Origin of the sequence: Pseudomonas weihenstephanensis, from assembly GCF_016812185.1 — a bacterium.
Classification (GTDB): domain Bacteria; phylum Pseudomonadota; class Gammaproteobacteria; order Pseudomonadales; family Pseudomonadaceae; genus Aquipseudomonas; species Aquipseudomonas weihenstephanensis.
Window position 1 is genome coordinate 675,250 of record NZ_JAAEBV010000002.1, and the last position, 14,466, is coordinate 689,715.

A 14,466-nucleotide genomic window follows, 5' to 3' on the forward strand; every position below is an offset into this window, starting at 1 on the left:
AGGCGAGGCCCAGCGGCGCAAACATCGTAAAAAGCAGGGTGTTCAAGCGCGAAACTGGCTCGGTGATACACCGCTCCAGCGCACGAAGGCATGGCGAAAGCTCGCGGTTTCGCTGAACCCCAAGGTGTCTGCAATCCTGTAAATCGGCCATTCGGTGTCATTGAGCAGCAACTTGGCGCGCTCAAAGCGCAGGTCGTCGAGCAGCATTTGATAGCTGCACCCCATGTCTTGCAGGTGCCGGCGCAAGGTGCGGGGCGAGCAGTTCATTTGTTGCGCCAGGCCCTCAAGCCCCGGCGCGGCATGCAGTTGCGCTGCCAGCAGTTGGCGGATGCGGTCCAGCCAGGACTGGCGCCCCGTGAACTCAAGGTTTTGTTTGCGGCAGCGCTCCGCCATCGCCTGATGGGTCACGGCATCGGCCAGAGGCAGCGGCATATCAAGCCAATGCAGGGCAAAGCTGAAGGCGTTGTCGGGGGCTTGGAAGGTGTGCGGGCAATCGAAGTTGTCCGCGTAGCGGGCGTGATAGTCCGGCGCGGGGTGAGCGAAGCGTGCGCCTAAAAGAGGCAATGGGCGGCCGAGCAGGTCTTCGCAAATCACCTTGAGCGAGGCCAGGCACAACTCGGTGTTGAACACCGCCAGTTGCGGGTTTTCGCGATAGCCCGCAGCGCAGAACCACACCGCGCCGTCTTCGAGACTCAGGCTCAGCTCAAAAAGTGTTCCCAGCAGCGCCGGGTAGCGTAAGGCCAGGCGCAAAGCGTCACCTAAGGTGGCACTGGTGAGCAGGGCGTAACCCAACATGCCGTAGGACGAAACATGCATGCGCCGGCCCAGCTCCAGGCCGATTTCCCGGCGGATGGCCACGGCGTTGGCGCACACGCGCATTTCCTGATGGGTCGTGATGCGCGTGTCGGCACGGCTCAAGTCCGCGGCACGTATACCACTGCCTGCCAGCAGCGCTTCGCTGGGCAGGCCTTCGGCCTTGAAGGTGCTGAGCACCAGCGACACCGCGTTCAGGGTGGTGAGATGGGAATGCAGCATGCTCGCTTCCAGCGTGAGGGTGCTGTAAGCGAGCAAGTTGTGTGCCGGGGTGGGGAATGGTTGCTGCGACGGGAGAATGACGCAGGTCGGTTAAAGCAACTCTGCGCACACATCCAGCTCAACCAAACGGCGTACTTCGGCCAGTGGCAAATCGGCGCCCAGCAGCGCGTGCAGCTTGCCGAACACCGCTTCGCGGGTCATGCCGCCCCCTGACAACACCCCCACGTCACGCAAGCGACTGCCCGCTTCGTACACGTCCAGCTCAACGCCGCCTTCGTGGCATTGCGTAATGGCGACGATCACGATGCCGTTTTCCTGCGCCCGTTGCAGGCTGGCCAGGAACGCGGGGTCATCGCTGGGGCCGGTGCCGCTGCCGAAACATTCCAGCACCAAGGCTTCGATGCCACTGTTGAGCAGCGCATCGAGCTGCGCTGCGCCGATGCCCGGCACCAGCGGCAGCACGCCCACGTTGGCAAGGTGCTTGGGCCGGTTGTAGAGCAGCTCGCTCGGCACGGAGTCGGCCGCTGTCCCACCGCCATTGCGCAGGAGTGACACAAACGGATTGCGCCCGAAGCTGCGCACTTTGGCGCAACGGGTCGGTGCCATGAGCGTGCCGTGGAAGTACAACTGCACACCGTTGGGCTGACCTTGAGCAAGGGCCGTCAATGCGCCGCTGACGTTCTCCCAGGCATCGCTGTGCGGCACGCCCGCAGGCAACATGGAGCCGGTGAACAGCACAGGGGCTGGCAAGCCAATCAATTGAAAGCACATTGCCGCAGCGCTGTAGGCCAGTGTGTCAGTACCATGCAGAACCAATACCGAATCGCAGTCTTGCTGATCAATGGCGTCGATAATCGCCGCACTCAGGCGCAGCCAGTAGGCGGGCGTCATGTTGGCGCTGTCGATCAGCGGGCTCATTTCGCGAAAGCACCACTGCACCACGTTCAGGTCAGGTTGGCTGGCGAGGTACTCGCCCATGCGCGCTTCAAACCCCGAGGCGGGCGCAAGGCCATTGGCACTGGCTTGCATGCCGATAGTGCCGCCGGTGTAGAGCACCATGACCCGTTTGGCAGCGTTGAAGGTGGCAACAGTCATTGATAAGTCCCCATAAGCAAAAACGCGGCGGTTCTGTTCAGAACCGCCGCGTCAGTGTCAGCGTTTTGTGTCTTTGACCTTGGCGGCCGGTGTCGGCGGCCAGGCCTTCACGTCCAGATCCAGGTCCGGGAATTTACTGGAATCGAACACCGGTGTCTTGATCCCCGCACGACGTTGGTCGTCGTAGTCCTTGAGCACGCGCATGCAAATTTTGAACAGCATGGCCAAGGCAATCAGGTTCACGAACGCCAGCAGGGTCATGGTGATGTCGGCAAAAGCGAACACGGTTTGCAGGTTTTCAATCGAGCCCCAAACGATCAGCACCAATACCAGCGCGCGATAACCGATGAGCGCTTTGCGGTTTTCACCGATCAAAAAGCGCAGGTTGTTTTCGCCCAGGTAGTAGTTGTAGAGCATCGAGGTAAACACGAATAACGCCAGCGCCACGCTGATGAACACGCGGCCCCACTCGCCCACCACGGCGGCCAGGGAGTTTTGGGTCAGGGCAATGCCGTCGCCTTCAAAGCCTGGAGTGTAAAAGCCGGACAGCAGAATCAGCAGCGCCGTACAGGTGCAGATGACGAAGGTGTCGAGGAACACGCTGAATGCCTGAACCACGCCCTGAGCAACCGGGTGTTCCACATCCGCCACGGCGGCCACGTTCGGGGCGCTGCCCAAACCGGCTTCGTTGGCGAACACGCCGCGTTTAACGCCCATCACGATTGCGCTGCCGATCAGGCCGCCAAACACCGGGTCCATGCCGAAGGCACTTTTCACGATGTGGCCGAGCATGGCTGGGACTTGGTCGAATTGCAGCACGATCACGTACACCGTGACGGCGATGTAGGCCAGGGTTTTGACCGGCACCAACAAGTCGGCGACCGAGGCGATGCGTTTGATACCGCCGATAAACACCAGCCCCAACAGCACGGCAATGGCCACACCGGAGTAGTTCACGTCAAAACCGAAGGCGTCTTGCAGCGAGTGCGTCACTGCGTGGGCTTGCAGGCCCATGAAGGCGAAGCCAAAGGTGACCAGCAGCAACACGGCCATCAGCTTGCCCATCCAGGCTTTGCCCAGACCGTGCTTCATATAGAAGGAGGGGCCGCCACGCAGCTGGCCTTCGGCGTCGCGGCGCTTGTACAACTGGCCAAGGGTGCATTCGATGAGGCTGCTGGACATGCCGACCAGTGCGGTCACCCACATCCAGAACACGGCACCGGGGCCACCCAGAGTTACGGCAATGCCGACGCCGGCAATGTTGCCCGCACCCACACGGCCCGCCAGGCTGAGCATCAGGGCCTGAAAGGAGCTGAGTTGGCCAGCGCTGCTGCGCAGGCTGTCTTTGAACACCGCAAACATGTGCAGGAAGTAACGAAACTGAACGAAACGCGAGCGGATCGTGAAGTAGCCACCGAGCCCAACCATGAGCACGATTAGCACTTTCCCTGAGAGGAAGTCATTGATGACTTCAAGCATGGATTATTCCTCGCTGTTTTTATCTGATGGCAAAACGGCCAGGTCGAAATATCGCGTTACACCCGTGTGTGCAGGGCATAAACGTAGGCGATCAAGGCGACCCTGGCCATGTTGCTGCTTGGTTTACGATGCTGTTTGCGCAGTGCCGCTGGCCGCCGTAGCGGGGCCGATGCATGGCAAGAGGGCGGGCACTATACCTAGGCGCAGTGGAAGCGTCTGCATAAGCCATTGATTTTTCATATACATGCCGTCTGAAAATTCACTTTTTAAGGCGCTGTCATTCCTGTAGGCGCGCTTGATTGCGATGGATGCGTCGCCGGACGCTGCCTTCGGCAGTTGCTGGGCGAATAACGCCAAATCGCAGGCAAAAAAAAGGGCCCGCAGATACATCTGCAAGCCCTCAAAAGGTGAGAGGTGTCTAGTCCCTCGACCTGGTGAGCGTGTTACAGCATCAGGCCTTTAAAGGCACCAGACGCGGAGCAATCATGTTTTCCGGGCGCAGGATGTCGTCGAGCATGGCGTCGTCGAGCAAGCCTTCTTCGCGCACCAGTTCCAGCACGCCGCGGCCGCTTTCAAGGGCGATACGGGCGATGCGGGTGGCGTTTTCATAGCCGATGTACGGGTTCAGAGCCGTTACCAGACCAATCGAGTGTTCGACCAGCTCGCGGCAGCGCGCTTCGTTGGCGGTGATGCCGACGATGCAGTGTTCGCGCAGCATGTCCATTGCACGTTGCAGCAGGCGGATCGAGTCGAAGATCTTGAAGGCGATCAGCGGTTCCATCACGTTCAGTTGCAGTTGGCCACCTTCGGCCGCAATGGTCAGTGCCAAGTCGTTACCGATGATCTGGAACGCCACCTGGTTAACAGCTTCCGGGATAACCGGGTTGACCTTGCCAGGCATGATCGAGCTGCCTGGCTGACGCGCTGGCAGGTTGATTTCGTTGATGCCGGTACGTGGGCCGCTGGACAGCAGGCGCAGGTCGTTACAAATCTTCGACAGTTTGACCGCAGTACGCTTGAGCATGCCGGAGAACAGTACGAAGGCACCCATGTCGGACGTGGCTTCGATCAAGTCGGCCGCAGGCACCAGCGGGTGACCGCTGATGGTCGCCAGGCGGTTGACGGCCAGCAGTTGATAGCGCGGGTCGGCGTTGATGCCGGTCCCAATCGCCGTGCCGCCCAGGTTCACTTCGGTCAGCAACTCTGGCGCCAGTGTTTTAAGGCGAGCCAGGTCTTCACCCAAGGTGGTGGCGAAGGCGCGGAACTCTTGACCCAAGGTCATCGGTACGGCGTCTTGCAGTTGGGTGCGGCCCATCTTCAATACATGGTTGAACTCAACGCCCTTGGCAGCGAACGCCTGAATCAGGCTGTCGAGGCTGGCCAGCAGCGCGTCGTGACCCAGCAACAAGCCCAGGCGGATGGCCGTCGGGTAGGCGTCGTTGGTGGACTGCGCCATGTTGACGTCGTTGTTAGGGTGCAGGTACTGGTACTCGCCTTTCTGGTGGCCCATGGCCTCCAGTGCGATGTTGGCGATCACTTCGTTGGCATTCATGTTGGTTGAAGTGCCAGCGCCGCCCTGGATCATGTCCACCACGAACTCTTCGTGGAAATCGCCGCGCACCAAACGGGCACAGGCTTCGCTGATCGCCGCGTGCTTGGGTGCACTGAGGTGGCCCAGTTCGCGGTTAGCATCTGCCGCGGCTTGCTTGACCATGGCCAGGGCCACAACCAACTTTGGGTAATGCGAGATCGGAACGCCGGAGAGACGGAAGTTATTCACCGCCCGCAGGGTCTGGATGCCGTAATACGCTTGAGCGGGTACTTCGAGTACGCCAAGCAGGTCTTTTTCAGTGCGGAAAGATGCAGCGGAGGACATGATAGAAATCATCTCGATAAGGACCCGGTATAGGCCGGAACGCTGCGAATCCTAGGCTTGCGGTCTATTTTGGGCCAATGCCTTTAAACACTATCCTATGCATAAACGGCATAATGGCGACGTGACGCGACAGGCGCGTCGGACGTGTGACCCAAATTGGTGCGCCTCTGGGAGGCTCGATGAATCTCGAAAGTAAATGGCTGGAAGACTTTAGTGCTCTTGCCGCCACGCGCAGTTTTTCTCAGGCGGCGGAGCGTCGTTTTGTGACGCAGCCGGCCTTTAGTCGACGTATTCGAAGCCTTGAATCCGCACTGGGGCTGACGTTAGTGAATCGTTCCCGCACCCCGGTGGAGTTGACTGCGGCCGGTCAGCTGTTTTTGGTCACGGCACGCACCGTAGTTGAGCAGCTGGGCGAGGTGTTGCGTCACCTGCACCACCTCGAAGGAGGGCAGGGCGAGGTCATGCAAGTGGCGGCTGCTCACTCCTTGGCGCTGGGGTTTTTCCCGCGCTGGATCGCTCAATTGCGCAATGAAGGGCTGAACATCGCGACGCGTCTGGTTGCGACTAACGTCGGAGACGCGGTGCATGCATTGCGCGAAGGCGGCTGCGATTTGATGCTGGCTTTTTACGATCCTGACGCCGCTTTGCAAATGGACCCGGAAATTTTCCCGTCTTTGCACCTGGGCAATACCGAAATGTTGCCCGTGTGTGCGGCGGATGCAGACGGCAAGCCGTTGTTTGACCTGGAAGGCGATGTAAGCGTGCCGTTGCTGGCGTATAGCGCGGGCGCGTTTCTGGGGCGTTCAGTCAATTTGTTGCTGCGCCAACGCAGCCTGCGTTTCACCACTATTTATGAGACCGCTATGGCGGACAGCCTCAAGAGCATGGCGCTCGAAGGGTTGGGTATTGCGTGGGTGCCGCATTTAAGTGTGCGGGCCGAACTGGCGCGCGGTGAATTGGTGGTGTGTGGCGGGCCTCAATGGCACGTACCGTTGGAGATTCGCCTGTATCGCTGCGCCTTGGTGCGTAAGGCCAATGTGCGGTTGCTGTGGCGCAAGCTGGAAAGTGGTACGCAGCCTGAGTGAGTGTGACCTGGCTTTGCCCAAACGGCGCAAAGCCAGGTGGCGGGTGTTATTCAAGTTTGCCTAGAAAGCTTTTAATGCGATCGCGGTTGATGGTGCTGAAACGCAAAAGGCTGCCGCTGCCCACTTCATCGCCTGTGGCCATGTAGCTTGAAAGGACATTGCCTCGGTTGGCAGGGTCCGGGGTTTGCATCACGCCGGTGTGTTTGGCATTAAAGGTGTGGCCTACCTCATGCGCAATGGTGGTGGCGTCAACGGTGGAAGCAATCACCGAGTTGCCTGCATTAACGCCGGACTGGGCCGCACCCGCGACGGAGCCAGTGATAAAGCCATCAATGACCAATATGTTGCGGTCAGTTTGATAGGGGGTCACGCCGATGTCTTTGGCGAACTGGTTAGCCACGGTGTTCCATTCATTCACTTTCGTGGCGGTATCAGGGCTTTTGTAGTCGAAGTCAGTGACGCCCGGTACGTATTCGTAGAGGTTAACGTTGATTTGACGACCACTGATGTTGCCCAGCTCTTGCACGAAATGATCGAAGTTAAAGGTTTTGAGGTTTTGATAGGTGGCGTCAGAGACGCTGTTGTGGATGAACGCATTGAGGTTGATGGGGTTCATGTAACTCCTCCTGTGCAGGACTGGCTGAGGGCTGAATGTCGCGGGGTGCCATGAAGGCATCGCATGGCCCCGGGTGAAGCTGAAGGTTAGAGCGGCGCCGTGCATTTCGCAGCTGACGGGATTCGCTACGAGTCGTGGCTCTTTTCGCGGCAACAGGTAGCCGCGTGCCAGGTTTTTTCGGGGCGTTGCCGGCTGTTCATGGTTTGACCTGAAGGTCAGTAAAACCGGGCGTTTGTGCGATTTAGAGGGGCGCAGACAGATGGTCACCAAAGGTGCTTTTAACGCACTTCTTTGGGGTATACTGCGCGGCCTTCGGCTGGCTTGACCGGCCTTAATTCCTATAACAAGCCACGTCGGATCCCCCACGTGGCTTGTTGTTTTTTGACGCGCCTGCGGGCGCCCAAGAGAAGAGGCGCGACGATGAGTGCACTGGTAGGCGTGATCATGGGCTCCAAGTCCGATTGGTCCACCCTCAGCCACACCGCCGATATGCTGGAAAAACTCGGCATCCCTTACGAAGTGAAAGTGGTCTCTGCCCACCGCACTCCGGATCTGCTGTTCCAGTATGCCGAAGAGGCCGAAGGCCGCGGCATCGAGGTCATCATTGCCGGTGCCGGTGGCGCTGCCCACTTGCCCGGCATGTGTGCCGCGAAAACCCATTTGCCGGTGCTCGGTGTGCCCGTGCAATCGTCGATGCTGTCGGGTGTCGACTCGCTGTTGTCCATCGTGCAAATGCCGGCGGGCATTCCGGTTGCGACACTGGCCATCGGTAAAGCCGGCGCAATCAATGCGGCGCTGCTGTCCGCCAGCATCCTGGGCGCCAAGCACCCCCAATTCCATACCGTTTTGAAAGCATTCCGTGCTGAACAGACTGACAGCGTGCTGGACAATCCAGACCCGCGCCTGGCCTGAGGTTTTAACGATGAAAATCGGTGTAATCGGTGGCGGCCAGTTGGGTCGCATGCTGGCTTTGGCGGGGACCCCGCTGGGCATGAACTTCGCTTTCCTTGATCCGGCTCCCGACGCCTGTGCGGCGCCTTTGGGTGAACATATTCGTGCTGACTACGGCGATCAGGAGCACTTGCGCCAATTGGCGGATGAAGTCGACCTGGTCACGTTTGAGTTCGAAAGCGTACCTGCTGAAACCGTGGCTTTCCTGTCGCAATTTGTACCGGTTTACCCGAGTGCCGAAGCGCTGCGCATTGCCCGTGATCGCTGGTTCGAAAAAAGCATGTTCAAAGACTTGGGCATTCCGACGCCGGCCTTTGCCGACATCCAGTCCCAGGCAGACCTGGACGCCGCCGTGGCCAGCATCGGCCTGCCCGCAGTGCTCAAAACCCGCACGTTGGGTTACGACGGCAAGGGCCAGAAAGTGCTGCGCACCCCTGCCGATGTGGTGGGTACGTTTGCCGAGCTGGGCAGCGTAGCGTGCCTGCTGGAAGGTTTTGTACCGTTCACGGGTGAAGTGTCGCTGATCGCCGTGCGCGGTCGTGATGGCGAAACACAGTTTTACCCGTTGGTGCACAACACCCACGACAGCGGCATTCTCAAGCTGTCAGTGGCCAGTACCGATCACCCTCTGCAAGCGCTGGCTGAAGACTACTCCAGCCGTGTGCTCAAGCAGCTGGATTACGTGGGCGTGATGGCGTTCGAGTTCTTTGAAGTCGACGGTGGCCTTAAGGCCAACGAAATCGCGCCGCGTGTTCATAACTCGGGGCACTGGACCACAGAGGGCGCCGAGTGCAGCCAGTTTGAAAACCACCTGCGGGCCATTGCGGGCTTGCCGCTGGGTTCGACGGCCAAGGTGGGCGAAAGCGCCATGCTCAACTTTATCGGCACAGTGCCGCCGGTTGAGCAGGTGATTGCGATTGCCGACTGCCATTTGCACCACTATGGCAAGGCGTTCAAGGTGGGCCGCAAGGTCGGTCACGCCAACCTGCGCTGCGCGGACATGGCGACCTTGCAAGCGCAGATCCTGCGCGTTGAAGCACTGATCGACCACGCGTAAGACGAACATCGGCGGGAACCATTCGGTGGCCGCCGCTCTCTGATGGCGTGATGCCAAAGTGCTGACTAGGCTTTGGTTTAACACCATCTATAGAGAGGAAGCGCCCATGGGCATCATCGGAACCATTTTTATCGGCTTGATCGTTGGCCTGCTGGCCCGTTTCCTGAAACCGGGCGATGACAGCATGGGTTGGATCATGACCATCCTGCTGGGTATCGGCGGTTCGCTGGCAGCCACGTATGGCGGTCAGGCGCTGGGTATCTACAAGGCGGGTGAAGGTGCCGGTTTCATCGGTGCAGTCGTTGGCGCTGTGATCTTGCTGGTGATTTACGGCATGGTCTCGAAAAAGAACTGATTGAGTGTCGGGTTCTCTCTGCGCCAGCCGCAGAGAGGGCTAGAATGCGCGGCGTCCCCAGTCCTTCTTAATTGAGCCTGCCATGCGCCGTCTTGTACTGACCTTCCTTTTGCTGGGCGCAAGCCTGGCCCACGCGGCTGATCTGCCGGAAACCGACTGGCTCGATCTGATGCCGAAGTCGGATCAACTGGCCCTCGAACAAATGCCCGAAATCGACCATGACTCGCCTGAAGCCCAGGGGACGTTTACCGATAAAGGCGGCCTGAAACAAAGCAAGGGCCTGCCGGCCGTGATGTATTCGAGCAAAACCGTGGCCAGCATGAATGGCAAACGTATCCGTTTGGGCGGTTACCCGGTGCCCCTGGAAGCCGATGCCAAAGGGCGCAGCACGCTGTTTTTTTTGGTGCCCTACCCAGGCGCCTGCATCCACGTCCCGCCACCGCCGCCCAATCAGCTGGTGCTGGTGCGCTACCCCAAAGGCTTGAAGCTGGACGATATCTACACGCCGCTGTGGGTGACGGGCACGCTGAAGGTTGAACAGGTCAGCAATGATCTGGCCGATGCCGCCTATGCGCTGGAGGCGGGCAACGTGAGGGTGGTGAAGGAAGAAGATTTGTAAGGCTGCGGTCTGTTAAAGCTTAAAAGGCCGCAGCCCTGCGCGATCTGGATCACGCCGTGAGTGGTCGAGTACCGATGCTCACACCCAGCGTATGGCTGGCGCCGGGTTGCAGGGTAATCACGTCATCCATCACGTTGGCGGTTTCGATGCAGAGCATGCGTTGCCAGCCATCGGCGGCCATGTCGCTGAAGCTGGCTGTTTTGTCGATCCACGGGTTCCAGATCACGGCGCTGCGCGAGCCTCGGCTGTTGAGTTCAATGCTGCGCGACCAGTCGGGGTCAACAATGCTCAACGTGTCCGGCGTGTTGAGGTAGATGCGGTCGGTTTCGCCGCTGAAGCTCAAGTCGCCCGCCTGTTTGACGTGTTTCCAGTCATTGAGGGTTTCGATGTAGGTCAGGCCGTCGACGCCTTTGACCTGAACCTTACGCACGTCGCTGACCGCAAAATAGCTGTGCAGCGCCTGGCTGATACTCACGGCGGTGTCGCCGCGGTTATGGCTGGTGAGGCTCAGGTGCAGTTGCGTGTCGAGACGAATGCTCAGGGTCAGTGCCACGTCATGGGGCCAGCCGGGCAGGCCACCTTCGATCTGCGGCAGACCGAGTTCGATATGCAGCGCTTCGCCTGCGTCGTCGTAATCGAGCAGTTCCCATTCGCGCGTACGCACCAGCCCGTGGGCGGTGGCGGGCTGCTCGCTGGCGCGCATGTCTTGCACGCTTTGCGGGTTGAGTGCCAGGTTGCCAAACCACGGCCAGCAAATGGGTACTCCGGTACGAATGCCTTTACCGTGTTCGTACTTGGCTTTTTCGTTAAGCCAAATGATCGGCTTATCTTCGCCCACCTGATAGCTCAGCACCTGCGCGCCTTGTTTGGCGACCAGCAGTTGAGCGTTGCCGTGGATAAAGTGCCAACAGTCCAGCTCGCCCAATTTGAACGATGCGCTTGGGAGTAACTTATGGCTGGGCATGGCAGGTTCTCTTTAAATGGCAGGGGCAGCAGTAGACAGGCAAAACCGCGCGAGGTTTAACGACGCGGTGGCACCGAGCGCGTGCGACCGCTGCCATCGATGGCCACGAACACAAAGACGGCTTCGGTGACTTTGCGCCATTCGCTGGACAGCGGGTCGTCGCTCCACACTTCAACCATCATCTGGATCGAGCTGCGGCCGATTTCCAGCGCTTGGGTGTAGAACGACAACTGAGCACCGACTGCCACAGGAACCAGAAACGCCATACGGTCAATAGCGACGGTGGCTACACGCCCGCCGGCAACTTTGCTGGCCATCGCGGTGCCCGCGAGGTCCATCTGGGACACCAGCCAGCCGCCAAAAATATCGCCAAAACCATTGGTTTCGCGTGGCAGGGCAGTGATTTGCAAGGCCAGGTCGCCTTGCGGGATTGGATCTTCTTGTTCGAGCTCTAGCATGCCGAAGGGCCTCTGACCCGTGATTCATCATGTGTATTGCGGGTGAAAAAGCGTCTTTAGAAAAACGATTCAGCCCGAACATACTACGTTCGTCACGTTCTTCCCAAGCCGCGCCAAGGGGAAACTCTGTGAGATCGGCTGAAGCACACCTTAAGGTGTTTCGCACAGCCACTCAGAAGCCGTAGGTAGTTTCTTACGGTTGGCGAGTATATCGGGCGACAACGCCGTCGACGACCGTCTGATTCTGCTTTTTAAACGGGCGACACGTCTACCTCTGTGCTTTTGCAGGCAATTTGTTATCTTTCGAGACCGCCCGGCCATTGCCCGCGGTGTTGACGCGTTTGCCTAGCCTAATAAGAGATGCCCAAACCCCATGATCACTGAGCCTTCCAGCGCCGCGCCGCCTTCGCGCCCCTTGACCCGTAATGACTACAAGACGTTGTCGCTGTCTGCCTTGGGCGGCGCGCTTGAGTTTTACGACTTCATTATTTTTGTGTTCTTCGCCACGGTAGTCGGCCAGCTGTTCTTCCCCGCTGACATGCCGGAATGGCTACGCCTGATGCAAACCTTCGGCATTTTTGCGGCCGGTTACCTGGCGCGGCCATTGGGCGGCATCGTCATGGCGCATTTCGGCGATCTGCTGGGGCGCAAAAAGATGTTCACCTTGAGCATCTTCATGATGGCTGTACCGACCCTGATTATGGGGTTGCTGCCGACCTACGCGCAGATCGGCATGTGGGCGCCGATCCTGTTGCTGCTGATGCGGGTGATTCAGGGCGCGGCAATCGGCGGAGAAGTGCCGGGGGCGTGGGTGTTTGTGGCCGAGCACGTGCCGCCGCGGCATGTGGGCTACGCCTGCGGCACGCTGACGTGCGGGCTGACGGCGGGTATTTTGCTGGGGTCGCTGGTGGCCACGGCAATCAACACGCTTTACACCCCGGTCGAAGTGTCTGACTACGCGTGGCGAATTCCTTTCTTGCTGGGCGGTGTATTTGGCCTGTTTTCGGTGTACTTGCGTCGCTGGCTGCATGAGACGCCGGTATTTGCCGAGCTGCAACTGCGCAAGGCGCTGGCCGAAGAGGTGCCGCTTAAAACCGTACTGCGTGACCATCGGGGTGCGATTGCCGTTTCGATGCTGCTGACCTGGTTGTTGTCGGCCGGGATCATTGTGGTGATTTTGATGACCCCCACGGTGCTGCAAACCATTTACGGGTTTTCAGCCACGGTCTCGCTGAAAGCCAACAGCTTGGCCATCGTCTTTTTAAGCGTGGGCTGTATCGCTTCGGGTGCGCTGGCTGACCGCTTTGGTGCGGGCAAGGTGTTCGTATTCGGCTGTGCCGCGTTGCTGATTACCTCGTGGACCTTCTATCACAGCCTGTTGCAGCACCCGGATTGGCTGTTTCCGTTATACGCACTGAGCGGTTTGTTTGTAGGCACTATCGGCGCGGTGCCGTATGTGATGGTGAAAGCCTTCCCCCCGGTGGTGCGTTTCAGTGGTTTGTCGTTTTCTTACAACTTGGCTTACGCCATTTTCGGCGGCTTGACCCCGATGGCGGTGACTTTGCTGCTTAAAGAAAGCCCAATGGGCCCTGCCTATTACGTCGCCATCATTTGCACGATGGGTTTGCTGGTGGGGGCTTATTTGTGGAAGCAGGGCCGCTGATACACGGGTTATAGCGTTTTAGACGCCAACCCTCGCTCCTTTAGAAGGCCAGTCATTCGTTGCGAATGCTGGCCTTTCATCTAATTGTCACAATCGGTTCATAGAGTAGTCACATGGCCTACAGATACTGGCCCCCGATTCATCTAACCCCGTTTGCTAGGAGTAAGGCATGAAACTGAAGCGTGTGATGGCGGCCCTGACTTTTGTCGCCGCAGGCGTTGCAACTGCCAATGCGGTTGCCGCTGGTGTTGACCCGGCTATTCAGCCCTACGTAAAAACCACCGGTGTGTCGGGGAACCTATCCAGCGTTGGTTCCGATACCCTGGCGAACTTGATGACCTTGTGGGCTGAGGCTTACAAAAAAGAATACCCGAACGTCAATATTCAGATTCAGGCTGCCGGTTCTTCGACCGCGCCCCCTGCGATTACTGAAGGCACCGCTAACCTGGGCCCGATGAGCCGCAAGATGAAAGACAACGAACTGGCGGCTTTTGAGCAAAAGTTCGGCTACAAGCCAACCGCAATCCCGGTGGCGGTGGATGCCCTGGCCGTGTTCGTGCACAAAGATAACCCGATCAAGCACCTGACGATGGAGCAAGTGGACGCGATCTTCTCCTCGACACGCCTGTGCGGCGCCAAGCAAGACGTCAAAACCTGGGGTGACCTGGGTGTGACCGGCGATCTGGCCAACAAGCCGGTACAGCTGTTTGGTCGTAACTCGGTGTCGGGCACGTATGGCTACTTCAAAGAAGAAGCCCTGTGCAAAGGCGACTACAAGCCAAACGTTAACGAACAGCCCGGTTCTGCCTCGGTGGTGCAATCGATCAGCAGTTCGCTCAACGGCGTGGGTTACTCGGGCATTGGTTATAAAACGGCCAGTGTGAAAACCGTGCCATTGGCCAAAAAAGGCAGCTCTGAGTTCATCGAAGACACCGAAGAAAACGCATTGAACGGCAAATACCCACTGTCACGTTTCCTCTACGTGTACGTGAACAAGGCGCCGAACAAGCCGTTGAACCCGCTGGAAGCCGAGTTCATCAAGCTGGTGCTGTCCAAGCAAGGTCAGGAAGTGGTCGTCAAAGATGGCTACATCCCGCTGCCCGCCAAAGTCGCTGCCAAAGCCTTGGCTGACTTGGGTTTGAAAGAAGGTAACTAAACCTGTAGCAGTTGCCGAAGGCTACGTGCGAAATGACGACGGCTACGCCGCCGGACG

Annotated in this window: 15 protein-coding genes; 7 read left to right on the top strand and 8 right to left on the bottom strand. The window is 58.8% G+C overall.

Translation table 11 applies throughout. The features are described 5' to 3' along the window. Nucleotides 1–42 precede the first annotated feature (42 nt). The 5 genes from GYN01_RS10550 to aspA all read right to left on the bottom strand — a co-directional run bounded on the left by GYN01_RS10550 (nt 43) and on the right by aspA (nt 5,485). Entirely contained in the window at nt 43–1,035 is a 993-nt protein-coding gene (locus tag GYN01_RS10550; protein ID WP_048402640.1) for an AraC family transcriptional regulator, read from the bottom strand. Between the two features lie 90 nt (nt 1,036–1,125). Next, nucleotides 1,126–2,130, bottom strand: a complete 1,005-nt coding sequence (locus GYN01_RS10555) for an asparaginase (RefSeq protein ID WP_203307015.1) — start codon at nt 2,128–2,130, stop codon at nt 1,126–1,128. A gap of 57 nt (nt 2,131–2,187) precedes the next feature. Further along, entirely contained in the window at nt 2,188–3,609 is a 1,422-nt protein-coding gene (locus tag GYN01_RS10560) for an alanine/glycine:cation symporter family protein (protein ID WP_203307016.1), read from the bottom strand. 123 nt (nt 3,610–3,732) lie between these two features. After that, on the bottom strand, nt 3,733–3,999 hold the full coding sequence (locus GYN01_RS10565) for a hypothetical protein (RefSeq protein WP_048402635.1): 267 nt from the start codon (nt 3,997–3,999) through the stop codon (nt 3,733–3,735). 61 nt (nt 4,000–4,060) lie between these two features. Beyond that, the gene (gene aspA, locus GYN01_RS10570) at nt 4,061–5,485 is read right to left on the bottom strand and encodes an aspartate ammonia-lyase (RefSeq protein ID WP_048363729.1); all 1,425 of its coding nucleotides are present in this window, start codon (nt 5,483–5,485) and stop codon (nt 4,061–4,063) included. A gap of 179 nt (nt 5,486–5,664) precedes the next feature. On the opposite strand from aspA, the gene GYN01_RS10575 reads away from it, so the two are divergent. Further along, entirely contained in the window at nt 5,665–6,570 is a 906-nt protein-coding gene (locus GYN01_RS10575; protein WP_048363728.1) for a LysR substrate-binding domain-containing protein, read from the top strand. A gap of 46 nt (nt 6,571–6,616) precedes the next feature. On the opposite strand, the gene GYN01_RS10580 is transcribed toward GYN01_RS10575, so the two are convergent. Next, nucleotides 6,617–7,186, bottom strand: a complete 570-nt coding sequence (locus tag GYN01_RS10580) for a M12 family metallo-peptidase (protein ID WP_048402633.1) — start codon at nt 7,184–7,186, stop codon at nt 6,617–6,619. A gap of 420 nt (nt 7,187–7,606) precedes the next feature. On the opposite strand from GYN01_RS10580, the gene purE reads away from it, so the two are divergent. The 4 genes from purE (at nt 7,607) to GYN01_RS10600 (ending at nt 10,168) form a co-directional block, all read left to right on the top strand. Next, nucleotides 7,607–8,098, top strand: a complete 492-nt coding sequence (purE, locus tag GYN01_RS10585; RefSeq protein ID WP_047279087.1) for a 5-(carboxyamino)imidazole ribonucleotide mutase — start codon at nt 7,607–7,609, stop codon at nt 8,096–8,098. A gap of 10 nt (nt 8,099–8,108) precedes the next feature. Next, on the top strand, nt 8,109–9,194 hold the full coding sequence (locus tag GYN01_RS10590; RefSeq protein ID WP_048402631.1) for a 5-(carboxyamino)imidazole ribonucleotide synthase: 1,086 nt from the start codon (nt 8,109–8,111) through the stop codon (nt 9,192–9,194). Nucleotides 9,195–9,300: 106 nt separating this feature from the next. Continuing rightward, nucleotides 9,301–9,549, top strand: coding sequence for a GlsB/YeaQ/YmgE family stress response membrane protein (locus GYN01_RS10595; protein ID WP_048363725.1), 249 nt, complete (start codon nt 9,301–9,303; stop codon nt 9,547–9,549). An 82-nt stretch (nt 9,550–9,631) separates the two neighbouring features. Beyond that, nucleotides 9,632–10,168 carry a DUF3299 domain-containing protein gene (locus GYN01_RS10600; RefSeq protein WP_059766158.1) on the top strand — a complete coding sequence of 179 codons (537 nt, stop codon included), beginning with the start codon at nt 9,632–9,634 and terminating at the stop codon, nt 10,166–10,168. Nucleotides 10,169–10,217: 49 nt separating this feature from the next. Here GYN01_RS10600 and GYN01_RS10605 read toward each other — a convergent pair whose 3' ends face one another. Both GYN01_RS10605 and GYN01_RS10610 read right to left on the bottom strand, forming a co-directional pair. Further along, entirely contained in the window at nt 10,218–11,132 is a 915-nt protein-coding gene (locus GYN01_RS10605) for a D-hexose-6-phosphate mutarotase (protein WP_203307017.1), read from the bottom strand. Between the two features lie 56 nt (nt 11,133–11,188). Further along, nucleotides 11,189–11,590, bottom strand: coding sequence for an acyl-CoA thioesterase (locus GYN01_RS10610; protein ID WP_003438129.1), 402 nt, complete (start codon nt 11,588–11,590; stop codon nt 11,189–11,191). A 373-nt stretch (nt 11,591–11,963) separates the two neighbouring features. Here GYN01_RS10610 and GYN01_RS10615 point away from each other — a divergent pair, with 373 nt between their 5' ends. Both GYN01_RS10615 and GYN01_RS10620 read left to right on the top strand, forming a co-directional pair. Further along, on the top strand, nt 11,964–13,253 hold the full coding sequence (locus tag GYN01_RS10615) for an MFS transporter (RefSeq protein ID WP_048363722.1): 1,290 nt from the start codon (nt 11,964–11,966) through the stop codon (nt 13,251–13,253). A 169-nt stretch (nt 13,254–13,422) separates the two neighbouring features. Then, on the top strand, nt 13,423–14,409 hold the full coding sequence (locus GYN01_RS10620) for a phosphate ABC transporter substrate-binding protein PstS (protein WP_048363721.1): 987 nt from the start codon (nt 13,423–13,425) through the stop codon (nt 14,407–14,409). Nucleotides 14,410–14,466 lie beyond the last annotated feature (57 nt).

Bases quoted from the DNA above. Each gene is read 5' to 3' on its own strand.
- GYN01_RS10600 (WP_059766158.1), top strand. From the start codon at position 9,632: ATGCGCCGTCTTGTACTGACCTTCCTTTTGCTGGGCGCAAGCCTGGCC.
- GYN01_RS10590 (WP_048402631.1), top strand. From the start codon at position 8,109: ATGAAAATCGGTGTAATCGGTGGCGGCCAGTTGGGTCGCATGCTGGCT.
- GYN01_RS10565 (WP_048402635.1), bottom strand. From the start codon at position 3,999: ATGTATCTGCGGGCCCTTTTTTTTGCCTGCGATTTGGCGTTATTCGCC.
- GYN01_RS10550 (WP_048402640.1), bottom strand. From the start codon at position 1,035: ATGCTGCATTCCCATCTCACCACCCTGAACGCGGTGTCGCTGGTGCTC.
- GYN01_RS10575 (WP_048363728.1), top strand. From the start codon at position 5,665: ATGAATCTCGAAAGTAAATGGCTGGAAGACTTTAGTGCTCTTGCCGCC.
- purE (WP_047279087.1), top strand. From the start codon at position 7,607: ATGAGTGCACTGGTAGGCGTGATCATGGGCTCCAAGTCCGATTGGTCC.
- aspA (WP_048363729.1), bottom strand. From the start codon at position 5,485: ATGTCCTCCGCTGCATCTTTCCGCACTGAAAAAGACCTGCTTGGCGTA.
- GYN01_RS10615 (WP_048363722.1), top strand. From the start codon at position 11,964: ATGATCACTGAGCCTTCCAGCGCCGCGCCGCCTTCGCGCCCCTTGACC.
- GYN01_RS10555 (WP_203307015.1), bottom strand. From the start codon at position 2,130: ATGACTGTTGCCACCTTCAACGCTGCCAAACGGGTCATGGTGCTCTAC.
- GYN01_RS10610 (WP_003438129.1), bottom strand. From the start codon at position 11,590: ATGCTAGAGCTCGAACAAGAAGATCCAATCCCGCAAGGCGACCTGGCC.
- GYN01_RS10580 (WP_048402633.1), bottom strand. From the start codon at position 7,186: ATGAACCCCATCAACCTCAATGCGTTCATCCACAACAGCGTCTCTGAC.
- GYN01_RS10595 (WP_048363725.1), top strand. From the start codon at position 9,301: ATGGGCATCATCGGAACCATTTTTATCGGCTTGATCGTTGGCCTGCTG.
- GYN01_RS10605 (WP_203307017.1), bottom strand. From the start codon at position 11,132: ATGCCCAGCCATAAGTTACTCCCAAGCGCATCGTTCAAATTGGGCGAG.
- GYN01_RS10620 (WP_048363721.1), top strand. From the start codon at position 13,423: ATGAAACTGAAGCGTGTGATGGCGGCCCTGACTTTTGTCGCCGCAGGC.
- GYN01_RS10560 (WP_203307016.1), bottom strand. From the start codon at position 3,609: ATGCTTGAAGTCATCAATGACTTCCTCTCAGGGAAAGTGCTAATCGTG.